The sequence below is a fragment of the Sphingorhabdus sp. genome (assembly GCF_023910635.1).
Classification (GTDB): domain Bacteria; phylum Pseudomonadota; class Alphaproteobacteria; order Sphingomonadales; family Sphingomonadaceae; genus Sphingorhabdus_B.
On record NZ_JAAVVZ010000017.1, the window covers coordinates 29443 to 53503 of the forward strand.

Sequence of the window (24061 nt, forward strand, 5' to 3'; positions counted from 1 at the left end):
CCGCCCCCGGCTTATGATTCGCTTTTGCAAAAGGCCGCGTCAGCAGCCTACAGCCTCACGCCGCAGCTTTGTGCTTCTTGGCAATTTCTTTTTTCACTTTGCGCGCATTGGTCGAAAGCTTCTCGTCCGAAGTCTTCAACAACCAATTGTCGAGACCACCAACATGCTCAACCGAACGCAGACCGTGGGTCGACACGCGGAACTTGTAGCCTTGCTCCAATGCGTCCGACAACAACGTCACATTCTGCAGATTTGGCAGGAATGTACGCTTCGTCTTGTTGTTGGCGTGGCTCACATTGTTGCCGACCAGACGGCCCTTACCGGTGAGTTCGCAGATGCGCGCCATGATGTATGTCCTGTATAAAATGAGTGTATGCGGAATCACTGACCCGCGAAAGTCGCTGCCCCTAACCTTCCACACCGAAAAGGTCAAGCCGATGTGTGGCCAAAAGCGGGAATCTGCGCTAGCAAAATCTCATGTCCCTAACCAAAGCTCGCGAAATGATGCATGAAGCGCTCAATCTTGCCCGCGCTGCGGCTGCGCAGGGCGAAGTGCCCGTTGGCGCAATCATCGTCAAGGATGGGGTTATTATCGGGCGCGGGTCGAACCGCCCGCTGGAAAGCCATGACCCCACCGCGCACGCCGAAATCATCGCAATCCGCGCGGCGGCGGCATATCTTGGCAATGACCGCCTCACTGGATGCGACCTGTGGGTAACGCTGGAACCCTGCGCGATGTGTGCAGGCGCGATTGCCCATGCCCGCATCGCGCGGCTCTATTATGGCGCGGACGATCCCAAGGGTGGCGCTGTGGCGCATGGTCCCCGTTTGTTTGAACAACCCACAATGCACCACAGGCCGGAGGTATATGCCGGCATCGCCGCAGACGAATGCGCCATTTTGCTCAAAAATTTCTTTGCGGAACGCCGTTAACGCAGATTTTCGTCAAAAAACGCAAGCGTTCGGGCCCAAGACAAATTTGCCGCCGCTGTGTCGAAACGCGGCGTGCTGTCATTGTGAAAACCATGCTGCGTGCCGGGGTAGAAATGCACCTGAAAACGTTTCTGGTTTGCGATCAGCGCGGCCTGATAGGGTAACCAACCTGCGTTGATACGTTCATCGACCTCAGCATAATGGATAAGCAACGGCGCGTTAATCGCAGGCACTTCTTCCACCCTCGGCTGGCGACCATAATAAGGCACCGATGCCGCCATTTCGGGATAGGCCACCGCCAACGCATTGCACACGCCGCCGCCATAGCAGAACCCGACCGCGCCTACCTTGCCCGTGCTTTCGGGATGATCGCGCAGATATTCAAAGCTGGCAAAGAAATCCTCCAGCAATTTGGCCGGGTTCAGCTTCGCTTGATATTCGCGGCCCGTTTCGTCATTGCCGGGATAGCCGCCGACCGAGGAAAGGCCATCGGGGCCAAGCGCCATATAGCCCGCCTTGGCCAAACGCCGCACGACATCCTCAATATAAGGGTTAAGCCCACGATTTTCGTGGATAACGAGCACCGTCGGCAGCTTGCCCTTTGCCCTTGCGGGCTTGGCCAGCAAGCCATTGATGCTGCCATGGCCATCAGGACTTGGCACCGTCACGCGGGACGTGACGATAGCAGGGTCATCCGCCTTCACTTGCTGCGCCAGCGCGTAATCGGGCTTTAGCTGATTAAGAATCATCAGGCCCGTAACACCAGCAGCCGCAAACTTACCCGCCTCACGCATGAATTCCCGCTTGGTCAGCTTGCCATGGACATAGCCATCAAAGATTTCGAGAATATAGGGATGAAAATCGCTGGCCTTCATGCGGGTTGGCGTATCGGATTGCTTCATGCCCATTTCCTTAATGGACGAACCGGGCGACGACATCGCGATAGGACCGGCTGACCTTCACCTGCGCGCCCGATTCCAGCACCAAAAAGCATTCGCCGTTGGTATGGGGCTTAACCTGACGGACCTGATCTAAATTGACGATCGTGGAACGGTGCACACGTTGGAAGGTGCGCGGGTCCAACCGTTTTTCCAAATCCTTCATCGTCTCGCGCAGGATCAGTGAGTTGTCGGCAGTGTAAATGCACATATAATCGCCCGCCGCATCGATCCGTTCAATGCTCGCGACATCGACGCGGAAAATCTGGCCGCGATCCTTGATATTGATCAGCTTTTCAAAGCGGGTGGATGCCACATCGTCATCCAATGACCCCAAATTGTCCGCCGCATTTGGCGCGACTTCGTTGATAACCGTACGCAGGCGGTCGAGTTCTTCCGATGTCCGCTTGTCGGAAAGCCTGCCGCGCACGCGGTCCATGGTATCGGCCAGCCGTTCGGGTTCCACCGGTTTCATCAGATAATCTATGGCCTGCGCCTCAAACGCCTTAATCGCATGTTCGGAATATGCGGTCACAAACACGAACAAGGGCGGGTCGATGTCCATCACGCCTTGCACAACCGAAAAGCCGTCAAATCCCGGCATTTGAATATCGAGGAAGACCAAGTCCGGCTTTAACGTCTTGATCTTGCGAATGGCCTCGCGACCATTGTGGCAGGTGGCCACAATTTCGATATCATCAAAAGATTGAAGCCGTAATTCGAGACCCTGAATGGCCAGCTTTTCATCGTCGACCAATATTGTACGAATGCTCATGCGGATATTTTTCCTTGCCGTTGTGCCCCCGCTTGATTGTCTTCCCCTGCTGTAATCTTGCTTTGATAAGGGAGTTCCAACAAAACCTCAAACCCTCCCCCGGCTTTGACATAATGTTCAAAGCGTTGGTCCTCACCATAAGCTTGCGACAGACGCTCACGCGTGTTCGCCATGCCGACACCTATGGATAGGCTGTGATCTTGTTGCCCCGGCTGCAAGCCCGGGCCAGTGTCCGAAACGGTGATCCGCACCCTTTGACCGACGAGTTGAGCGGTCACGGAAATATCAGCGCCCTCTTCCTTAGGCGTCACGGCATATTTGATGGCATTTTCCACAAGCGGTTGCAGCAACAACGAAGGGACCAATGCATTCTCAACCGCAGGTTCGATGATGAAATATGTCCGCAAGCGTTCTTCAAACCGCATTTTTTCAATATCGAGATACAGCTTTAGCGTCTCAATTTCCTGAGTCAGCGGCACTTTCGCCGCAGCCTCGTTGATCAACGTAAACCGCAAAAATGAGGACAGCCGCGAAAGCATGGCGTTGGCTTGATCCGTCTGTTTCAACAGCACTAAGGTCGAAATGCTATTCAATGTATTGAAAAGGAAATGGGGGTTGAGCTGATAACGCAGCATCGTAAGCTGCGCGCTGGTCGCCTGCGCCTCCAACCGCATCATCTGGTCGGCTTGCTCTTCAGCGCGCACAAAATAATTGATGGCGTAATATAATGCGGACCATGCCGCCAGCAGCACCGAGTTAATGTAAATCGCCGCCAGCCATAACTGGGCAAAAGGCGTTTCATCAACTCCATCACGAATGGTTTGAAGCACCCACACGTCCAAATAGGCATAGCCAAGCGTCGCGAGTGAGACAGACACGAAGGTCAGGCTCCACGTGATAAACGGCCGCTGCCCAATCAAGAACCGGTATATCACCGAAAGAAGCAGCGTGATCGAATAGCCCGTCACCGCAGAAATCAGGATTGGCACCAGGAAGCTGACGGGCTGCCCCTGCGCAATACCCGACGCAGCGCGCAGAATGACCGCGCCGGCCCAACCAGCCGAGTGCAAGTTCCAAAAAGCGCGGTTCTTGTCCGCGAAGAAGGGTTTATCTGTAAGCTCTAATACCGCCATATATTCGGTCTAGCCGCATTTCGCGCCCGCATGAAGCCCTTGTTTCGTCTGCCAACGATGTTAAACGTCAAAGGTGAGAGGATAGCAAAATGGACAGCCAAGAAGACCGCGCACATTTTCATGATATGTCGCAGAGCACGCAAGAGGATTGGCAGATCATCATGCGGCACAATATCCCGTTTTCGCAAGATGGCGGTCGCCGGATTTTGGACCATCTCAAATTGCTTGATGGGGATTTCGGTGGGTTCGCGGTCGACCGGCTGACGCATTCGTTACAAACCGCGACGCGCGCGCATCGTGATGGCCGGGATGAGGATTATGTCGTGATGGCTTTGCTCCACGACATTGGTGATACGCTGGGCGCGGCCAACCATCCGGACATCGCCGCCGCCATATTAAAGCCGTTCGTTTCGGAAAAGCTCCTTTGGATTGTGCAAAATCATGGCATTTTCCAAGGACAAAATTTCTTCCACCATCTGGGCCTTGACCGCGACATGCGTGAGCAGTTTCGCGGGCATGAGTGGTTTGCCGATACCGAAGAGTTTATCGACAAATATGACTGCCCATCCTTTGATCCGGATTATGACACGCTCCCGCTCGCATTTTTTGAACCGATGGTGATGAAGCTTTTCCGTAGTCCGCTCAATAGCATCTACAAGCGTGCGGCAGAGGCAGTCGCTTAAACCAGCCAGTTTGCCAGCGCCCTTATATTGCGGGACATGCATGCCTATCTTCATATATCTGGGTCAGTGCATCCTGACCTAGCAAAAAACCTGCACGCCGCCCCCGAAGGAAAATATCATGGCGAAGAGCCAAAAGAAATCGAGCCGCGAAGTCCGCAAGCCAAAGGCCGAAAAGCCCAAGAAGCAAAACGCGTCGAACCCGTCAACGAAGGGCAATCCAGCGAGCTTGGCGACAAAAAGCTGAGGCTTTAACGCTTAGACGCTGACCGCTATATGGGTAAGGCGGAGTGGCACCCAAAAACGTCACCCCCCCGACCATCGCCCCACAACCGTCACCCTGAACTTGGTTCAGGGTCCATTTATCGTCTCTACCCTTCGGCCTGTGTGGCACGATGGATGCTGAACCGAGTTCAGCATGACGTTTGGGGGAAACGCGTCGTCTTTTCCCCGTCGCCCCAGCGTAGGCTGGAGTGACGGTACTTATGGGGGATTAGACATTTTGCCTTCTTACCGTCACCCTGAACTTGTTTCAGGGTCCATTTATCAGCCGAAAACTTCGGCCTGCGTGGCACGATGGATGCTGAACCGAGTTCAGCATGACATTTGGGAGAAACGCGCTCTCTTATCCCCGTCGCCCCAGCGCTTTAACGCCCGAGCAATACCCGCGCCTGCCCCGCGACTTGTGCCAACATGGCGGGGGTCGGCGCACCCGTCATCTGGGCACGGTCCACCATCGCCTTGAACGCCCGCACGCGCACCGCGTTGGCCACCAACCAGTCTTGCGTATCCTCAAGCGATTTTTTTGCCGCACGACGCCGCAGAAAGTCCAGACGCATGGTTTGGAAGTCTCGTGCGAGGCCAGCAACCAGCAACCGTTCCCACGGATCGTGCGGGTCGACCTGCATTGCGGTTCCCTGCGCCCAACTTAAACCCAGCGCATCGCCAAGGGCGGTAAAGGCGCGCGTCAATGCGGTCACATCGCCCTTTTGCGTGGATGAAAGCGCCGCCAGACCAATTGCGCCATCCAACTGCGCCAATTGCACCAGACGGTCCGCGATTTTGCGTGGCGCGCCATTTTCGGTCAACCGCGCGCCAAAGCGTTCGGTCTGAAGCCGGACATCATGGGGCAATAGCCCGTCCAATGCCGCCGTTAGCTTTTGCACCACGGGCGCATACACCCCCGTGGCCGCAGCGACATCGCGACCTTCATGGGCATTGCGGATGATATCCGCCATTTGCGCGCGCACTTCTAAGGCCGCTTGATGGAATAGCATCAGCCGCGTGGATTCCGGCATCGCTGTCGTATCAATGGCATTCCACAAGGAAGGCAGATCGTAAATGCTCTCGGCAATGGCAAAGGCCGCAGCAACATCGCCAAGACTACAGCCTTCCTCTTCCGCCAATTCAAATGGGTGCAACATGCCAAGCCGGTTGATCATGCGGTTGGCCAATTTCGTGGCGATAATTTCCTTGCGTAGCCGGTGTCCCAAAATCGCCGACTTATGCGATTTGACCATCATGTCCGGGAATGCCGCCAGAAGTTCGCCGTCCATCGACTTGTCCTGCGTCAAAGGTGCTTCCTCAACCCCATCCTGCGCCGCAAGCTTTGCTGTGGAGAGCAATATCGCCAATTCTGGCCGCGTTAGGCCATGCCCTTCGCTGGCACGGCGGAACAGTTCTTCATTGGGCGCAAGCCCCTCGACCACACGGTCCAGTCGGCCAGCACCTTCAAAAATTTCGATAAGCCTTACATAGGCTGGCAAATCACCCGCGCCGCCGGTTTCCGCGATGGACAAGGCAAGCGTCTGAAGACGGTTATCCTCCAACACCAAATGCGCCACCGCATCGGTCATCTCCGCAAGTAAGACGTTGCGGGCTGGCTCCTTCAACTTGCCTGCGCGCATTTGCGCATTCAGCGCGATTTTGATGTTCACTTCATTGTCGGAACAATCGACACCAGCGCTGTTGTCGATGAAGTCTGTATTGATACGGCCACCGCGCAAGGCATAACCAATGCGTCCAGCCTGCGTCACGCCAAGGTTCGCGCCCTCGCCAATGACTTGTGCCCGCAGTTCTGCGCCGTTCACACGAATAAAGTCATTGCCAGGGTCGCCGACGTCCAAATGGCTTTCGCTCCGGTCCTTGATATAGGTTCCTATTCCGCCGAACCACATCAATTGAACCGGCGCTTTTAGTATCGCGGTCATCAATACCGATGGTTCAATTTCCTTTGCATCAATGCCCAACAAGCTTCTGATTTCAGATGTTGTTTTGATGATCTTATCCGTACGCGCGAACACGCCGCCGCCCTTGGAGATCAACTTTGCGTCATAATCGAGCCAGCTCGAACGCGGCAGGTTGAACAACCGCTGACGTTCTTTCCAACTGGTCGCGGGATCAGGATCGGGATCAAGGAAAATGTGGCGATGGTCGAACGCGGCGACAACTTTCAATGTCTTTGAAAGCAACATGCCGTTGCCAAAGACGTCACCGGACATATCGCCGACGCCAGCCACCGTGACCGGTTCCTTTTGGACATCAATACCCATCTCGGCAAAATGGCGCTGCACCGATAGCCAGCCGCCCTTTGCGGTAATGCCCATCGCCTTATGGTCATAACCGACCGATCCACCGCTCGCAAACGCATCGCCAAGCCAGAAATTGCGTTCCAGCGCGATGGCGTTCGCGGTGTCGGAGAATGTCGCCGTGCCCTTGTCGGCAGCCACAACGAAATAGGGATCGTCGCCGTCATGGATCACCACATTATCGGGATGGACGACCCGGTCGTTCACGATGTTGTCGGTAATCGACAGCAAGGTCCGGATGAAGATTTTATAGGCCTCTGTGCCTTCGGCAAACCATGCATCGCGGTCGACGCGCATATCGGGTAGTCGCTTGGGGTAGAAGCCGCCTTTTGCCCCGGTCGGCACGATAACTGCGTTTTTAACGCGCTGCGCCTTCATCAGGCCCAAAACCTCGGTGCGGAAGTCATCACGCCTGTCGGACCAGCGCAAGCCACCGCGCGCCACCGGGCCAGCGCGCAAGTGAATGCCCTCCACGCGGGGCGAATAAACAAACACCTCACGCCAAGGCTTCGGCGCAGGCAGGCCGGGCACTTTTGCGCAATCCAGTTTGAACGCCAAGGCTTCGGCCGCTGCTGCGGAAAACGCATTAGTGCGCAATGTTGCCAGCACCACCGCCAAAAACCGCCGCAGGATTCGATCTTCGTCAATCGCCGAAACCGCCGCCAAATCAGCGTTGATTAATTTTTGATATTTTGCCGCTTCCTTGTCGCGGCTGCCGTTGGTTGCAGGATTATGCAAGGCATCAAACAACGATATGATGGACCGCGTCACATTGGCGTTTTTGGCCAAGGCGGACACCACCGTTGGCATCCCATATGCTACACCTGTTTGGCGTAAATAGCGGTAATATGCGCGCAGCCAGATGACCGATTGCGGCGCAAGCCCACCAATCGTAACGAGTTGGTTGAAAACGTCATTTTCAAAACTGCCGTCCAAAACTTGGCTCAGCGCACCTTCAAGGACCTGCGGCTTTTCGACGACGGTTGAAATATCACCGCCACGCAAGGCAAGACGGAAGTCATGAATATAATGACCATCGCCCAATGCGGTTGGCGATTCCTCCAAAACATCAAAACCGAAATTCTCCAGCGCTGGCACGACATCGCTCAACGGCAATGCGCCGCCATTGCTGTAAATTTTTAGGCGTAGCTTGCCATCTTCTACGAACAGCCGGGTGATCTTGCTGTGGTCGCGTTCCATGGCGAGCAAGCCAATCATGTCCCGCGCAGCTTCGTCGGTCGAATAGGTGCTGCGATAATTGGCCGGGAACCCGGCCCCATATCGGACAAGCATGGCGGCGGCGCGCTTTTCATCGGTCAGATGTGCCAATGCCGCCTCAACCGCTGGCTCCCACCCACGCACCATCAGCTCAAGCTTTGCATCCAGGCTAGCTTCGTCCACTGTCTGTCCACGGTCCGGCAGATCTAGCGTATACCGCAGCAAGGCTACGCCGCCATCTTCCAAACCGATTGTCCAGCCTAATAAAGACCCGCCCGTGGCATCCATCAGCATCGTCTGGATCTGCTTACGGATGCCCGTGGATACGTCGTCGCGTGGCAACCATACAAAGATATACAAATGACGTCCAAGTGGCGACCGCAGCGCAATCAGCTTGGGGCGCGGTCGGTCCGTTAGCGACATGGCGGTCAGCGTTACGCGTTCCAGATCATCCAGCTTGAGCGCGACCAAAAGGTCGTGCGGCAGCGCCGTGAGCGCATGGGCCATCGCCTTGCCAGCATGGCCCGAAGGGTCGAAGCCATAACGCGCCATCAACGAAGCCAGATGCGTTCTGAGCACAGGTATGGTTTCCGGAGCAGTTGCAAGCGCCGCGCTGGTCCAAAGCCCTGCTGCGACGGCTAAGCCTGTTACCCGATCTCCCGTTTGCACCGGCATAACGATTAGGTCCAATTGAACACTGCGGTGGACATTGGAAACACGGTTGGATTTCAGCACCAAGGGCGCGATGCCCCCGGCTTCAAACCAGTTGATAGCAAGGCTGACGCTATCTTCCGAAAGCACGGGGGCGTCGCTCACGCGCGACAATCCAAGGCGGTTGGAACGCGTGCCATCGCTGCTGATCCGTTCATGCGCCAATATGGTCATATTATTATCATGGAACCAACGGATTAGCGCGGTACCTTCGCTATCAGGCAGGCTGTCGGCGTCGGCGGACAAGGCCGCGAGCATGTCGCGCCAATCCGTCACCGCACCGCGAACGTCGGCGAGAACAGCCGCCAAATGCGCTTCAAGCTGACGGCGTTCCTTGGCGTCGACGCGCGCTGTTTCGAGGTAAATGAAGGATTCGCGCGGCTGCCCATCAATGCGTTTCCGGCTGATTGATGAAAGTGTATTGGCTTCATCGCGGGTAACGCTCAGCACCGGATGAATGATGCGATTCACAGCTATGCCATAAGCGGCGACTGCTGCAGACACCGAATCCACCAAAAAGGGCATATCGTCATTATTCAGCGATATGCGCATCATCAAACGGCCATGCGCATCGGTAAAGCTATCCAGTGCAATGGCCGCGCTGCCCGCCTTGCGATGCAGGCCGGTTTCGATGGTGAAACGCGCGGCATCCTCCGCCGCTTTGGCGTCAAAACCCTCATTCTCGCCCGGCAAAGCCGTCTCGGTAAAGGCGCAGACCATATCCTTCAAAAGGGTCTTGTCGATTTTTCCGGTATTTTTAGCAATTTTGGCGGCCGCCATGAAATGATCTCCCCAGCCCGCAAGCATCTGGTTATGTGCCATGTTCAACGATAAATTTCGTTGTAATTTTATTACAATACTTATGACGCGCTTCTCAAGCTTAAACAAGTCGCGTCTGTAGGGTCAGGACCTATTAAATCCACCTTCGCGGCGTCAAAATGGCAAAGATATCGAAGTAAAATGTCCGCCGCAGGCAGTCATTCTGCCTGCAAGGGCATTTTGCTTTGAGATCGAAGCCATTTTGGCGTCCTTCGGATTTGACCCATACTGTCCATTGCCGCGTTGGCAAAGCTAGACTTAGAACCACTAAGCCTGCGCTTTGCCGCCTTTCACTGAACAGTATGGCCTCAAACCGCGAAGGTGAATTTAATAGGTCCTGACCCTTACTTGTTGCGACGGCCATTGCTCCTGTGTAGCGTCTTTCGGAACAACGAATGTTCGGAGGGTTGCGTGGATAAACGGCTGACATTGTGGATATTGGCAGGAATGATCCTGGGCGTGGCGGTTGGTTTCGCGGTCCACGTCAGTTTTGCGCCGGATAGCACGCAGTTTGAATATTTAACCAAAACATTCAAACTCCTCTCTGATATATTTCTTAACCTAATCAAATTGTTGGTTGCCCCCCTGATCCTATCCACGATAGTCGTGGGTATCGCGCATATGGGCGACAGCTCGGCGCTCGGTCGCATCGGTTTTCGCGCCATTACATGGTTTATTATCGCCAGCTTTATCTCGATTGGCCTTGGCCTATTGATGGTAAACCTGTTTCAGCCAGGAATCGGTGCGCCAGTGGACAGTATTGGAAATGCTGCGGCAACCATTGGCGAAGTCAAAAAACTCGACTTTTGGGAATTCATTCTTTCGATTTTCCCCAAAAACGCGTTCGAGGCGATGGCGACAAACAATATCTTGCAGATTTTGGTGTTTGCATTGTTCGCAGGCATCGCGCTTTCGGCCTTAGGTGAAAAGGGCGCACCTTTGGTGCGGGGTGCAGAGTCACTTGCGGAAATGATGCTGCAGATTACGCATTATGTCATGCGCTATGCCCCGGTAGCGGTGTTTGGTGCATTGGCAGCCGTGGTCTCAAAAAGCGGCCTTGCGATCCTTGCAACCTATTTAGAACTGGTGACGGAATTCTATCTGTCGCTGGCGTTATTGTGGGTGATTCTGCTGTCGCTGGGCGGCATTTTCCTGGGCCGGCGTATATGGACACTCATCCGCTACATCCGCGAACCTATGTTGATCGCATTTTCGACAGCATCCAGCGAAGCGGCCCTGCCGAAGCTGTTTGAACAGCTCGACCGTTTTGGTGTCCCGCGCCGGATTTCGGGCTTCATGCTGCCATTGGGCTACAGCTTCAACCTTGATGGTTCGATGATGTATATGAGCTTCGCGACCATCTTCATCGCGCAAGCTTATGGCATTGACCTATCCATCGGCACGCAGATCCTTATCCTGCTCACGCTCATGATTTCGTCCAAGGGCGTCGCCGCCGTGCCGCGCGCGTCGTTGGTGGTGATTACCGGCACGCTGGCGATGTTCGACCTTCCGGTGGAAGGCGTCGCGCTCATCCTTGCGATTGACCAATTCCTCGATATGGGCCGCACCGCGACCAATGTCGTCGGCAACGCCGTTGCAACGTCCGTCATCACCAAATGGGAGGGCATGTTGGAGGTTGAGGAACCCGATTATGTTGAACCGCCGCATGCACCCGCGCACACCATAGCGGACGGGAAAGCGGGGCTAGACCTCGCAGAAGATATGGTCACTGACGCGCGAAAGACGAAGCTTTAAGCGGGGTGTTTGTGTCCAAGCAAGGTGCCCTTGGCACCTTGGCTGTCGAGCATGAATTCCATGTTGCGATGTTCTTTGCGCCAGCGCCGCGCAACCATGCGCTCACCGGGACGCGCGGCGTCATCCAACAGCACCCTGCCGCCGGGACGAATAAGCGGGAACAGGCTTGCGGCCGCGCCGCGCACATGCGGATGGATTGCCCAAGGCGGGCCATCGACGATAAGCAAATCAATTTCTGTCGGCACATCGGACAATTGATACCAGTGCCCCGGCCAGCCAGCTGGCGATGCGCCTAACGGGGCGTGCCAAATTTCCGCATCCATCTTGTTGTCGCTTATCCAGTCTTGAGTCGTTTGCGCGAACGCCGCATGTTGGTCAAAACTGACAATCTTTCCGCCGCCAAAAAGCTGCAGAGCGCGCGCCGCAACAAAGGTGGACGCGCCGCAGCCAAGTTCGACAACCTGCGCCGGTCGCATGTCTTCGATTGCGGAAACGATATGCCACAAAAAATTTGTGTCGGCTTTCCAGCTTCCCAAATTGGGCAGCGCATCGAAAGGCAGGTCGAGATAGGCGAGCAATGCCGCCTTATCTTTCTTGCGCCCGCCATCGAGGCTACGCAACAACCATGGCCATTGAATCGCGCCATAGGCCATGACCATGCAACGATCCCCCAATGACAGGCTAAGGTCCAAATCATTGAGGGGCATGTACGCCGTCGTTTCGCGTGTAGTCATTTTCACCCCAAAGCCGTGAAGCGCGCATCAGTCAATGAAAGAGTTGTCGGCCCGACTGATTTTACGCAGTCATGGCACAGCCCGCCGTTGACAAGGCGCGCGCAACGAACGTTTCAAGGCTTTGACAATATCAAAATTTATTCCATAACACAGGAAGGAAGAGGAGATATTCATGGAAGACAGCCGGACCGCGCCTGCGGCAAAACCGACGATTACAAATCCGAAATTGCTGCTGTGGATATTGATGGTTGTTTATGTGCTTAATTTCCTCGACCGGCAGATTGTCAATATTTTGGCCGAACCGATCAGCCGGGATCTCGACCTTTCCGATACCCAAATTGGTTTGTTAACTGGCCTTGCCTTTGCGCTTTTCTATACATTGTTGGGCATCCCCATCGCCCGTTATGCGGACAATAGCAGCACCAATCGCGTTGGTCTGATCTCCATATCCTTGGCGGTCTGGTCCGCGATGACGGCCTTATGCGGGTTGGCGCAGAATTTCGCCCAACTCGCGCTCGCCCGCGTGGGCGTTGGCGTAGGTGAGGCAGGGTGCACCCCTGCCGCCCACTCGCTCATTACCGACAGCGTCCCACCGGAAAAAAGATCATCAGCCATCGCGTTTTACGGCCTTGGCATTCCGATTGGCAGTTTATTGGGCCTCGTCATTGGCGGCGCATTGAACGATGCCTATGGCTGGCGCGTGGCATTCATGGCGGTCGCCATTCCAGGTTTGATATTGGCCGCGTTGCTGCCCTTCATATTGCGCGAACCACGCAAGGCCGAGGCGGCTGCCCGCGCATTATCGGGCGAAAAGGCGCGCGAGGTTCTTTCGACCAAAGACGCGCTCAAAGAAGTGTTCAGCTCGCGCGCCTTTGTGATGTTGGCAATCGCGGCATCATTCACGGCGTTTCTTTCCTACGGCAAAAGCGTTTGGGCGGTGATCTTGTTCATTCGCTCGCATGGCCTTAGCCCAGGGGAAACCGGCCTTTTGCTTGGCCTTGGCTTGGGCGTGGCGGGCATGATCGGCACCTGGCTGGGCGGAATGATGGCCGACAAATTTGGCAAGATCGATAAACGTCATTTGCTGACCACGCCCGCCATCGGCATGGTCATTGCAACACCCATATTGTTCTTGGGCTATTTCGCAACCGACTGGCGCGTGGCGATACTTTTGTTATTTGTGCCAACGGCATTGAACGCGGCGTATTACGGCCCGACCTATGCCACTGTGCAAGGATTGGTAAAGCCGGAGGCCCGCGCTGTCGCCGCCGCCCTCATGCTGTTCGCGCAAAACCTGATCGGCCTTGGACTTGGACCGTTATTGTTCGGCATGATGTCGGACGCGTTCAAGCCGCTGGCGGGCGATGAAAGCGTCCGTTGGGTGCTATATGGCGCAGCATGGCTTGGCCTCATCCCCGCCTTTTTCTTCTGGCGGGCAAGCTTGCGGTTAAATGCTGAGCTTAAAAGCGGTTAATCGGCAAAAGGATCACGCACCAAGATCGTATCTTCGCGCTGCGGCGAGGTGGATACCAAGGCAACGGGTGTTTCGATCAACTCCTGCACACGCGTGATATATTTGATCGCTTGTGCCGGAAGGTCGGCCCAACTGCGCGCGCCTGCGGTGGTTTCCTGCCAACCGGGCATTTCTTCGTAAATGGGCTCGACGGCGGCTTGCTCTGCCGCATGCGCTGGCAAATAGTCATAGACCTTACCGTGCAGGCGATAGCCGGTGCAGATCTTGATCGTATCAAACCCGTCGAGCACATCCAGCTTAGTCAGCGCAATGCCGGTCACACCAGATACGGCGCAGCTTTGACGCACAATAACGGCATCAAACCAACCACAGCGGCGCTTGCGGCCCGTGACGGTGCCAAATTCATGGCCGCGCTCCCCCAGCCTTTGGCCGGTTTCATCCTCAAGCTCGGTCGGGAATGGTCCTGACCCGACCCGCGTGGTGTAGGCCTTAACGATACCCAGCACAAAGCCCGCCGCACTTGGCCCAAGACCGGAGCCGGACGCCGCTGTGCCTGAGACAGTGTTGGACGAGGTTACGAACGGATAGGTGCCATGGTCAACGTCAAGCAAGACGCCTTGCGCGCCTTCGAACAATATCCGTGCGCCGGCCTTGCGCACCTTATTCAATCGCCTCCACACCGGCTCGGCATATTCCAGAACAAAGGGTGCGATTTCTTTCAGATCGGCGATCAAGCGCGCGCGATCCACCGGCGGTTCGCCAAATCCGGCGCGTAAGGCATCATGATGCGCGCAAAGCCGGTCAAGCTGGGTATCCAAAGCATCGAGATGCGCCAGATCACACACGCGGATCGCGCGGCGGCCCACCTTGTCTTCATAAGCAGGGCCAATGCCGCGGCCTGTGGTCCCGATCTTGCCCGAACCCGCTGCGGTTTCCCGCAAACCATCCAAGTCGCGGTGGATTGGCAAGATCAATGCGCAATTGTCCGCCAACGCAAAATTCTCGGTCGTGATCGAAACGCCCTGCCCGCGCAGCTTCGTCATTTCATCGCGCAACGCCCAAGGGTCAAGAACCACGCCATTGCCGATGATCGACAGCGTGCCAGTGACGATCCCCGACGGCAGCAACGATAATTTATAGACATTGTCACCAACGACCAAAGTGTGGCCGGCATTATGCCCGCCTTGAAAGCGGACAACAGCATCGGCGCGTTCCGCCAGCCAGTCTACAATCTTACCTTTACCCTCGTCGCCCCATTGCGCGCCAATTACGGTTACATTCGCCATCAGATATTCCCTGTCAAAGCCAGATAGCTCTGGGGCCTTTTTCTGCGCAGGAGATTTTTCCTGCGAAGGGATTCGCCATGGGCTCCGTTATGATTATGCGAGGCTGGCGTCCACCCTAAAGCTGCGTGGGAGACGATTTCAGACGGGAATGGCTTGACCGTTTATCCAAATATGGGTGCAGCGCAGAACAGCGGCGCTGTCACCCTCATCCAATGCCGATACCGTCACCCAACCTTCATGGCGCATTTTTGCGCCGGTCACGGCGTCGGTGCCAAGTGGCAGGAAAAGACGCCGGATGAAGCCTTCGTCAGCCAGATCAATCAACGGGTCGGGATAGAGCGAGAAGCCCGTTGCCGGTTCCGATGGTCCATCGGCACGATCAATATAATAGGTGCCCCCGCGACCAAGTGCAGCGCTATACCCTTTGGCGAAGATCGTGAAGCCGAACCAGCTTTGATATTCAAAGCCATGCCGTTCGGTCGGATCAAGCGTCACATTGGCGCGGCCCGCAATATTGCTAGCAATGGCTTCCAAGGCACGGATTCGCGACGCGAGCGCCCCGCCAGCATCAATCGCCCGCAGCTTCTGAACCGCGTCTGCAAATGGGCCAGTCGCCGCAAGCAGCGGCAAATAGGCATCCGCCCCAAGCGCACTTAGTCCACCTGCATCCTTCATATCTAGCTCGGAGCGAACGGCATCAATCTTGTCCTTCGCCAAAGGCAGCGCCTTTTCCGCCAGCCGTTCCACAAGATCAGGCAAGGTGAAATCAATGGTGATGTCTTTGACGCCCGCCGCCTCAAGCGCATCAATGGCAACGCCAACAATTTCGCAAGCGGCCGCGACGCTGTCATTGCCGACCAATTCTGCGCCCAATTGCGTCAGTTCCCGTTCGGGTCGCAATTGCTTGGCGCGCAAACGCAGCACCTGACCATGATAGGCCAAGCGCAGCGGTCGCGGCGCGTCCTTCATCCGGGTCGTGGCGATGCGCCCGACCTGCACGGTGATATCATCGCGCAGCGCCAGCGTGTGGCCCGACACAGGGTCGGTAAAGCGCAAATGCTGATTACGCGCGGCATTGCCGCTATGTTTGGCGAGCACCGATTCAAATTCCGCCATGGCCGGTGCCACGCGCGCATAGCCGTAGCTTGCCAGCACGTCGATCATCGCCCGCGACACCCGCACCGCAACCTCCGCTTGAGGCGGAAGGCGGTCGCGATACCCTTCGGGCAGCAAATCAGGTGGATTATTCATGCGCACTCTTTACCGCAAAAGTCGTGGCGGGGAAGCCCCAGCTTAGGGTCAGGACTACTTAAATCCACCTTTGCGGTTTGAGGCCATACTGTTCAGTGCAAGGCGGCAAGCGCAGGGCTTAGTGGTTCTAAGTCCAAGCTTGCCAACGCGGCAATGGACAGTATGGGTCAAATCCGAAGGACGCCAAAATGGCTTCGATCTCAAAGAAAAATGCCCTTGCAGGCAGAATGACTGCCTGCGGCGGCCATTTTCCTTCGATATCTTTGCCATTTTGACGCCGCGAAGGTGGATTTAAGTGGTCCTGACCCTAAAACTTCAGCGCCTTCACGGTTTTCACACCGGGAAGCGTACCAAGCTGTTCAAGGACAGATTCAGGGATCGCCGCGTCCATCGAGAGCAGTAAAACTGCCTCACCGCCCGCGCTGCGACGGCCCAGATGGAATGTGCCGATGTTCAATCCAGCCTCACCCAAGGTCGTGCCGACACGGCCAATGAAACCGGGCGCATCTTCGTTGACGATATAGAGCATGTTGCCTTCCAGCTCCGCCTCAAGGCTGATGCCGAAAATCTCGACAAGCCGTGCTTCGCTATTGGCGAACAATGTACCTGCAACCGAGCGTGGGCCTTGCGCCGTGTTGACGGTGACGCGCACCAATGTGTGATAAGCGCCAGCCTTGTCATGGCGGACTTCGCGAATGTCAAAGCCACGTTCTTTGGCTAAGAATGGCGCGTTGACCATGTTCACCGCGTCGGAAAAACGTCGCATGAAACCGGCAAGAACCGCCGCAGTAATTGGCTTGATATTGAGCTCCGCCGCAGCGCCCTCAACCTCAATCGCAATATTGTCGAGATTGTCGTGCGCCAATTGGCCAACCAGCGAACCCAATTTTAGTGCAAGGGTCGTGTACGGCTTCAACTTCGGCGCTTCTTCAGCAGACAGGCTTGGCATGTTCAGCGCATTGGTAACGCCGCCATTGACGAGATAATCCGCCATTTGTTCGGCGACCTGAAGCGCGACATTGACCTGTGCCTCATTGGTCGATGCACCCAAATGCGGGGTGCAGATGAAGTTTGGCGTGCCAAACAGGGGCGATTCCTTCGCTGGCTCGGTCGCAAAAACGTCCAAAGCTGCGCCGCCGACTTGGCCGCTGTCCAACGCCTCTTTCAATGCCTCTTCATCGATCAACCCACCACGTGCACAGTTAATGATGCGAACACCCTTTTTGGTTTTCGCAAGATTTTCCCGCGACAATATATTGCGGGTTTGGTCGGTCAGCGGCGTATGCAAGGTGATGAAGTCTGCCTTGGAGAGCAAGGTATCGAGGTCGGCCTTTTCAACGCCCATTTCAATCGCGCGGTCGGCGGTGAGGAACGGGTCAAAGGCCACGACCTTCATCCGCAATCCCAGCGCACGGCTCGCGACAATCGATCCGATATTGCCAGCGCCAATAAGGCCAAGTGTTTTGCCCGTAACCTCAACGCCCATGAAATCATTTTTCGGCCATTGACCAGCTTGCGTTTGCGCATTCGCCTCTGGCAATTGACGCGCGAGGGCGAACATCAATGCGATGGCATGTTCGGCCGTGGTGATGGAATTGCCAAAAGGTGTGTTCATGACGACCACACCTTTGGCCGACGCATTCGGGATATCGACATTATCGACGCCAATGCCGGCGCGGCCAATAACCTTCAGGTTCGTAGCCGCATCCAATATGTGTTTCGTCACCTTCGTCGACGACCGAATGGCCAAGCCATCATAATCGCCAATGATCGCGGCAAGTTCGTCGGGCGTTTTGTCGGTGATGACATCAACGTCACAGCCGCGTTCAGCGAAAATCTTGGCGGCGTTTGGATCCATTTTGTCGGAAATAAGTACGCGTGGTTTGGTCATTATTTTATCCTTTTGGGTCGTCGCCCCAGCGAAGGCTGGGGCCTATCTCGCCTGTCAATGACAAACGAGAGACGTGATGGGCACCAGCCTGCGCTGGTGCGACGGGGTTATACTTTTGCGCTGTGGTACGCCCAATCGAGCCATGGCCCGAGCGCCCGAATATCGGCGGTATCAACGGTCGCACCGCACCAAATGCGCAAGCCCGGCGGGGCGTCTCGATATCCGGCGATGTCATAGGCCGCATGCTCTGCCTCAAGCAAAGACGCCATTTTCTTGATCATCGCTTCGTCCGCACCCTTCACGGTCAAGCAAACCGATGTTTTCGAACGAATAGCGGGATCAGCGGCGAGGAAGCCAAGAAAGTCGCTTGCCGCAACAATGTCATCCAGTGCCGCCGCATTGGCGTTGCTGCGCGCCATCAGGCCCTGCAATCCGCCAACGGTCTGCGCCCACTCAAGTGCAAAGATGACATCTTCGACTGCGAGCATCGACGGTGTGTTGATTGTTTCGCCCTTGAAGATACCTTCAGCCAAGGCGCCTTTGGCCATAAGCCGGAAAATCTTGGGCAGCGGCCATGATGGCGTGTATGTTTCGAGCCGCTCGACAGCGCGTGGTCCGAGGATGATTACGCCGTGCGCACCCTCCCCGCCCAGGACTTTCTGCCAAGAAAAGGTCGTCACGTCGAGCTTGTCCCAAGGCATGTCATACGCAAAAACCGCGCTGGTCGCGTCGTTAAAAGTCAGCCCTTCGCGGGTATCGCTGATCCAGTCGCCATTGGGAACGCGAACACCCGATGTGGTCCCGTTCCAGGTGAATAGCACATCGTGGCTTTGGTCAATCGACGCCATGTCGGGCAATTGCCCGTAATCGGCACGGATTACAGTGGGATCGATTTTAAGTTGCTTGACTGCGTCAGTCACCCAGCCTTCGCCAAAACTTTCCCACGCCGTGGCGGTCACTGGACGTGCGCCGAGCATGGTCCACATCGCCATTTCATAAGCGCCCGTGTCAGATGCCGGGACAATGCCAATGCGATGCGTATCGGGAACCTGGAGCACTTCGCGCATCAGGTCGATGGCAAGTTGCAGGCGTGACTTGCCGATTTTCGCGCGATGCGAACGGCCAAGTGATTCGGTTTGAAGTTTTTCCGGGCTCCAGCCTGGCGGTTTCGCACAGGGTCCGGAGGAAAAGAACGGACGCGCCGGTTTAACGGCGGGGGGTACTATAGTCATGTAAGCTTCTCCTTGCAGAGAGCAGCGCGGCGTTGGGACCGCGTGGCCCGGAGCCGCGTTTAGGCGCGGCCCCGGCTTTGTCAATGACTATTACAAAAAGCTATCAATAACCCGTCTTGCGAAACAATACTTCGCCACGGCGGCTGACATATAATTTCTCGAGCGTGACGGGGTGAAAATAGGCCTCGACGCGGTCGCCTTCGGGGGTGGTGCCATAAACTTCATAGCAGCCGCCATCGACTTTCGACTTACGCACAGTCCAACCTTCTTTGGTCAGCTTGTCGGTCAGCGCCTTTTGGCTTTTCCATCCGGAAACGGGCCCTGATTTGCAGGTGATTGCGCCGGTTGCCGATGCGGGAACCGATGCAAAGGCGATAGTGGCCACAGCGGCCAGCGAAAGAGGTGTCCATAAACGCATATTCATGCTCCTTTAAAAATGGGTCTGTTGGCAAGGAAATATCGTGCGGCAACGAGCAGCACGAGCGGGATGAAGTGCACGAGCGCTGGTCCTAAATTATTGTGGATGAATATCCAATGGACAAGAACGAGCAGAGCGGCAGGATAGACAAGGCGTTGAAGACGTTTCCAGCCAGCCTTTAACGCACGCATGGACGCATCATTGCTGGTCACCGCCAAGGGCACAAACAATAATATCGCGGCCCAACCGGTCCAGATACCAAGCGCCCAAAATTCGGCGAGAATATCGTCGAGATTCGCCATATCGATGATGTAAAAAATCAGATGTAAAATCGCATAGCCAAAAGCCGCAACGCCCAATGCCCGACGGCGCTGAATAAGCCAGCTCAGCCATGGCCGAGGCCCAATCAGCGACAATAAGGGACTAAGCACCATCGCGGCAATCATGAAGCGTGCCGACCATTCGCCCGTTGGGTGCAGCATATCCATCGCGATTACATCGCCGAAAACATAAGGGCGCATCATCAACATAGCGGGCAGACACAATAATGCCCAGAATGTCGGCTTCTTATTAAGAATGATTCGCAACATGCATCGGCGATAATCGCCTGTCGCGCGCTATGCAACGCGCAAATTGCAACATCGGCCGTCATTTTTTGGCTGCGCAGAACAATTTATGCGTTAAGACGCTTTTATGACATTGGGCCTGTTTCAAAGATTTCTGCTGATCGCTGGCGTCTTTGCGCTGGCGTCGTGCGGTGGACGGGAAAAGCCGCAATCGCCGCGATCCAGCGAAAACATGACGTCGGACAGTGCCCGCCAATGCTTGGCTGGCCTTAAGTCCAAATCGGTGCGCTTTGCAGGGCTGCCTAGCAAAAGTTTCGACGGCGGATGCCGCATGATCGACACTATCAAGCTCATGGACTTTGGCACGCAGGCAACAAATTTGGGGGCGATGACATGCCCACTTGCGTCAAGCTTTACCGATTGGGCGCGCTATGCCGTGGCACCTGCGGCCAAGCAATATCTTGGCAGTCCGGTGATCAAGATTGAGACCATGGGCACATTCAACTGCCGCGCTGTTAATGGCGGTCGATCCGGCAGACTATCTGAACATGCATTTGCGAATGCTGTTGATGTATCCGCCTTTGTCCTGCGCGATGGACGGCGGATATCCGTGCTGAACGGTTGGCGCGGATCACCCGAAGAACGGGCATTCCTGCGCCGTTTACACCAATCTGCCTGCAGGAGATTTGGCACCGTCCTTGGCCCGGACTACAACGCCGCGCATGCAAACCATTTCCATTTTGATATGGCCAAATCGATGCGCGACGGCACCGCTTATTGCCGATAAGGGCTGGCAAAAGCAACTTGTTCGCCCTACATGCAGGGTAATGACAGACACAAAAATTAACGATCGCCGCTTCTACAAAGCACAACAAGAAGCGGATTTTGCTGAACAGCAACTCTCTACGCCGCAAACGCAAAGCAAGTCATATCGACTGGCCTTTCAGGATACGGACTTCCTGCTGCGCGAAGACCTGCGCCCTGTGCGTTTCCAGTTGGAACTGCTCAAAACCGAAATGTTGCTTGATGAGGCAAACATCGGTTCGATGCTGGTCATCTACGGTTCGGCGCGCATTCCTGAACCCGCCGCCGCCGACGCTTTACGCGCCGCTGCGCAAGGGAAGCGCGCAACCATCATCGCCGAACGGATGAAGGAAAAATCCCGCTTTTACGAAGAAGCGCGCCATTTGGCGCAATTGGCCGGAAAAGCCAATGTTACCGATCAAGAAGGCCGGCGCCATTTCGTGGTATGTTCAGGCGGTGGTCCATCCATCATGGAAGCCGCCAATCGCGGCGCGCATGATGTCGGCGCAGAATCGGTTGGCCTGAATATCGTTCTGCCGCATGAACAAGCGCCGAACCTGTTCGTAACGCCCCGTTTAAGCTTTCAATTCCATTATTTCGCTTTGCGCAAAATGCACTTCCTGCTGCGCGCACGCGCCGTTGCGGTTTTCCCCGGCGGCTTTGGCACTTTTGATGAATTTTTTGAGCTGCTGACGCTAGTTCAGACCGGCAAGATCAAGAAGATGCCGATCCTGTTGTTCGGGCGCGAATTTTGGAACCGCGTTGTGAATTTTGAGGAGCTTATGCTCGAGGGCGTTATCAGCCCGCCTGATCTGGAGTTATTCCAGTTCGTAGAAACCGCAGAAGAGGCATGGGATGCCATCTGCAATTTCTACGAAGTGTCACATTGATTTAACCGGATTATTTCGCGGCAGGTGCTGGTGCTGCTCCGGCTGCTGGTGCGGCGGCAGCATCACCCGTTGAGGCAGGGGCGGCTGCTGCATCATCGGCAGGGGCTTCTGCCACAGGGGGTGTTGGCAATGGCAAGTTTGAACCTTGCGCGTTCATATACAAGATCAGGTTCGCGCGTTCTTCCGGATTGCCCAGACCAGCGAAGGTCATTTTGGTACCCGGCGCATATTTCTTAGGATTGGCCAACCATTTGTCCATGCCTTCCCAATCCCAGTTACCTGGAACGCTTTTCAACGCGTCGGAATACGCAAATCCGGCGACATGACCATGCGCCTTACCCATGGCTGCCCACAGATTCGGACCAATGCCGTTTGCGCCACCTTGTGCAATCGTATGGCAAGCCGCGCACTTCTTGAACACAGCTTCGCCCTTGGCGATATCTGCGGTTGCAAGCAACGTTGCGATTGGCACAACCGCAGCGCCACCCGCTTCGCCCGCCGCCTCAGCCACAACGGCAAAGCCCTCTTTCTCGGGCGTCTCTGGGTGGAAATACATGCCCGTGACGATGCTTAGTCCAAGCGCGACGATGCCGCCTGCCAAAACCCAGCCTGCAATTGTGTTACTACGATCATCCATTGTTTATCAGCCTTGAAAGTGCGTTAAAACACCGGCGCAGAATGATGGCCGGTTCTAGGGGCCCCTCTAATGGCGCGCGTTGGCGGGTGCAAGTGTCCAAATCCACACTTGCCCGATAAGTCTGCCTATCCTAACGACTGCGCAGCATGAACAGTTATCCCGCACCCGCACTGGCAATCGTCAAAGACATGACGCTTGCTGCACAACAACATCCCGCAAAAGCGATTGCCTTTCAAGGCGCGCCAGGGGCAAACTCGCATTTGGCAGCGTTGGAATATGACGCCGATTGCCTCCCCCTGCCCTGTTTTTCGTTCGAAGACGCCATTGATGCAGTCAAGGACGGAACGGCCGCGTGCGCGATTATCCCCATTGAAAATTCGCTGCATGGCCGCGTGGCCGACATCCACTTTCTGCTGCCAGAATCGGGCCTCAGCATCATATCCGAGCATTTTATGTCGATCCGCCATTGCCTCATGGCAAAATCGGCAGATGCCATTCTCAAAACCGCCATGAGCCATCCGCAAGCGCTTGGCCAATGCCGCCATTATTTACGCGCCAACGGCATTATCCCTGTGGCCTATGCGGATACCGCCGCCGCCGCTGCGTTTGTCGCTGCCAATGACGACCCGTCGGCGGCGGCCATTGCGCCCCCGATTGCCGCGGACCTCTATGGCCTCGTCGCCATTAACGACGCGGTGCAAGACGATGACAGCAACACCACCCGCTTTGTGGTGCTTTCACGCACGCCAGCCGACCGGAGCACCCTGACGGGCACGTTAATGACCACGCTGATTTTTGAGGTGAAGAACATCCCCGCCGCTTTGTACAAGGCGATGGGCGGCTTTGCGACCAACGGCGTCAACATGACGAAACTGGAAAGCTATCAAAACGGCGCAAGCTTTGCCGCAACCGAATTCTTCGCCGATATCGAAGGCGCACCGGGCGACCCAGCCGTCGACCGCGCATTGGAAGAGCTACGCTTCCACTGCAACTCGGTCCGCTTGCTCGGCACCTATATGCAAACCCGCGAGCGGGGTTGAGGCTGGCGGGAACAGCGTCAAGGCTTTTCTCCGCCCACCAACTTTCCCCGTCGCCCCAGCGCAGGCTGGGGCCCATCACGCCTGTCGATCTAGCCAGACACACGTGATGGACACCAGCCTGTACTTATTCCTCCCCCACCGGGGGAGGGGGACCAGCGAAGCTGGTGGAGGGGCACGTTCAGGGTATCACTACGCCAAAAGGTCCGGATAACCAGAGCGTGCCCCTCCCCCATGCTTCGCATGGTCCCGCTGTTGCTCCGCAACGCCTACGGCTCCCTTATTCTGGGG

The 24061-nt window shown here is 55.9% G+C and carries 21 protein-coding genes; 8 read left to right on the top strand and 13 right to left on the bottom strand.

Annotated elements, in window-relative coordinates:
• Positions 1 to 55: 55 nt before the first annotated feature.
• Complete coding sequence (gene rpmB / locus HEQ34_RS10455; protein ID WP_295491958.1) at positions 56 to 346, bottom strand: 50S ribosomal protein L28; 291 nt, start codon at positions 344 to 346, stop codon at positions 56 to 58.
• A 131-nt stretch (positions 347 to 477) separates the two neighbouring features.
• On the opposite strand from rpmB, the gene tadA reads away from it, so the two are divergent.
• A complete protein-coding gene (gene tadA, locus HEQ34_RS10460; RefSeq protein ID WP_296200168.1) occupies positions 478 to 933 on the top strand; it encodes a tRNA adenosine(34) deaminase TadA in 456 nt (151 codons plus the stop codon).
• Here the strand turns inward: tadA and yghX are convergent.
• From yghX to HEQ34_RS10475, 3 genes are read right to left on the bottom strand one after another with little or no spacing between them, the layout of a single operon-like run.
• On the bottom strand, positions 930 to 1835 hold the full coding sequence (gene yghX / locus HEQ34_RS10465; protein ID WP_296200171.1) for a YghX family hydrolase: 906 nt from the start codon (positions 1833 to 1835) through the stop codon (positions 930 to 932). The two genes, tadA and yghX, sit on opposite strands and share 4 nt — an antisense overlap.
• Before the next feature lie 10 nt (positions 1836 to 1845).
• On the bottom strand, positions 1846 to 2646 hold the full coding sequence (locus HEQ34_RS10470) for a LytTR family DNA-binding domain-containing protein (RefSeq protein WP_296200172.1): 801 nt from the start codon (positions 2644 to 2646) through the stop codon (positions 1846 to 1848).
• Positions 2643 to 3779: a histidine kinase gene (locus HEQ34_RS10475; protein WP_296200174.1), complete on the bottom strand. Its 1137-nt coding sequence runs from the start codon at positions 3777 to 3779 to the stop codon at positions 2643 to 2645. The genes HEQ34_RS10470 and HEQ34_RS10475 overlap by 4 nt, the downstream gene beginning before the upstream one ends.
• Before the next feature lie 89 nt (positions 3780 to 3868).
• On the opposite strand from HEQ34_RS10475, the gene HEQ34_RS10480 reads away from it, so the two are divergent.
• Both HEQ34_RS10480 and HEQ34_RS10485 read left to right on the top strand, forming a co-directional pair.
• A complete protein-coding gene (locus tag HEQ34_RS10480) occupies positions 3869 to 4462 on the top strand; it encodes an HD domain-containing protein (protein ID WP_296200176.1) in 594 nt (197 codons plus the stop codon).
• A gap of 118 nt (positions 4463 to 4580) precedes the next feature.
• A complete protein-coding gene (locus HEQ34_RS10485) occupies positions 4581 to 4706 on the top strand; it encodes a hypothetical protein (RefSeq protein ID WP_296200178.1) in 126 nt (41 codons plus the stop codon).
• Between the two features lie 400 nt (positions 4707 to 5106).
• Here HEQ34_RS10485 and HEQ34_RS10490 read toward each other — a convergent pair whose 3' ends face one another.
• On the bottom strand, positions 5107 to 9798 hold the full coding sequence (locus HEQ34_RS10490) for an NAD-glutamate dehydrogenase domain-containing protein (RefSeq protein ID WP_296200205.1): 4692 nt from the start codon (positions 9796 to 9798) through the stop codon (positions 5107 to 5109).
• 408 nt (positions 9799 to 10206) lie between these two features.
• Between HEQ34_RS10490 and HEQ34_RS10495 the strand changes: the two genes are divergently transcribed.
• Positions 10207 to 11550 (top strand): dicarboxylate/amino acid:cation symporter, encoded by a 1344-nt coding sequence (locus HEQ34_RS10495; protein ID WP_296200180.1) that lies wholly within the window; start codon positions 10207 to 10209, stop codon positions 11548 to 11550.
• Here HEQ34_RS10495 and HEQ34_RS10500 read toward each other — a convergent pair.
• Positions 11547 to 12284: a class I SAM-dependent methyltransferase gene (locus tag HEQ34_RS10500; RefSeq protein WP_296200182.1), complete on the bottom strand. Its 738-nt coding sequence runs from the start codon at positions 12282 to 12284 to the stop codon at positions 11547 to 11549. The two genes, HEQ34_RS10495 and HEQ34_RS10500, sit on opposite strands and share 4 nt — an antisense overlap.
• Before the next feature lie 172 nt (positions 12285 to 12456).
• Here HEQ34_RS10500 and HEQ34_RS10505 point away from each other — a divergent pair, with 172 nt between their 5' ends.
• Positions 12457 to 13758, top strand: a complete 1302-nt coding sequence (locus HEQ34_RS10505; RefSeq protein WP_296200184.1) for an MFS transporter — start codon at positions 12457 to 12459, stop codon at positions 13756 to 13758.
• Here the strand turns inward: HEQ34_RS10505 and HEQ34_RS10510 are convergent.
• The 6 genes from HEQ34_RS10510 to HEQ34_RS10535 form a co-directional block, all read right to left on the bottom strand.
• Positions 13755 to 15044 carry an adenylosuccinate synthase gene (locus HEQ34_RS10510; protein ID WP_296200185.1) on the bottom strand — a complete coding sequence of 430 codons (1290 nt, stop codon included), beginning with the start codon at positions 15042 to 15044 and terminating at the stop codon, positions 13755 to 13757. The genes HEQ34_RS10505 and HEQ34_RS10510 overlap by 4 nt on opposite strands.
• 138 nt (positions 15045 to 15182) lie before the next feature.
• Positions 15183 to 16295: an ATP phosphoribosyltransferase regulatory subunit gene (locus HEQ34_RS10515; protein WP_296200186.1), complete on the bottom strand. Its 1113-nt coding sequence runs from the start codon at positions 16293 to 16295 to the stop codon at positions 15183 to 15185.
• Between the two features lie 307 nt (positions 16296 to 16602).
• Positions 16603 to 18186, bottom strand: coding sequence for a phosphoglycerate dehydrogenase (gene serA / locus HEQ34_RS10520; protein ID WP_296200188.1), 1584 nt, complete (start codon positions 18184 to 18186; stop codon positions 16603 to 16605).
• 107 nt (positions 18187 to 18293) lie between these two features.
• Positions 18294 to 19418 carry a phosphoserine transaminase gene (locus HEQ34_RS10525; RefSeq protein ID WP_296200190.1) on the bottom strand — a complete coding sequence of 375 codons (1125 nt, stop codon included), beginning with the start codon at positions 19416 to 19418 and terminating at the stop codon, positions 18294 to 18296.
• A 103-nt stretch (positions 19419 to 19521) separates the two neighbouring features.
• A complete protein-coding gene (locus tag HEQ34_RS10530; protein ID WP_296200191.1) occupies positions 19522 to 19836 on the bottom strand; it encodes a PepSY domain-containing protein in 315 nt (104 codons plus the stop codon).
• A 2-nt stretch (positions 19837 to 19838) separates the two neighbouring features.
• A complete protein-coding gene (locus HEQ34_RS10535; protein WP_296200194.1) occupies positions 19839 to 20426 on the bottom strand; it encodes a ferric reductase-like transmembrane domain-containing protein in 588 nt (195 codons plus the stop codon).
• Between the two features lie 103 nt (positions 20427 to 20529).
• On the opposite strand from HEQ34_RS10535, the gene HEQ34_RS10540 reads away from it, so the two are divergent.
• Positions 20530 to 21189 (top strand): extensin family protein, encoded by a 660-nt coding sequence (locus HEQ34_RS10540; protein WP_296200196.1) that lies wholly within the window; start codon positions 20530 to 20532, stop codon positions 21187 to 21189.
• A gap of 40 nt (positions 21190 to 21229) precedes the next feature.
• The gene (locus HEQ34_RS10545; RefSeq protein ID WP_296200198.1) at positions 21230 to 22096 is read left to right on the top strand and encodes an LOG family protein; all 867 of its coding nucleotides are present in this window, start codon (positions 21230 to 21232) and stop codon (positions 22094 to 22096) included.
• 10 nt (positions 22097 to 22106) lie between these two features.
• Here the strand turns inward: HEQ34_RS10545 and HEQ34_RS10550 are convergent, their stop codons facing one another.
• Positions 22107 to 22733 carry a cytochrome c family protein gene (locus HEQ34_RS10550; RefSeq protein ID WP_296200200.1) on the bottom strand — a complete coding sequence of 209 codons (627 nt, stop codon included), beginning with the start codon at positions 22731 to 22733 and terminating at the stop codon, positions 22107 to 22109.
• Positions 22734 to 22879: 146 nt separating this feature from the next.
• Here HEQ34_RS10550 and HEQ34_RS10555 point away from each other — a divergent pair, with 146 nt between their 5' ends.
• Positions 22880 to 23773 (top strand): prephenate dehydratase, encoded by an 894-nt coding sequence (locus tag HEQ34_RS10555; protein ID WP_296200203.1) that lies wholly within the window; start codon positions 22880 to 22882, stop codon positions 23771 to 23773.
• Positions 23774 to 24061: the final 288 nt, after the last annotated feature.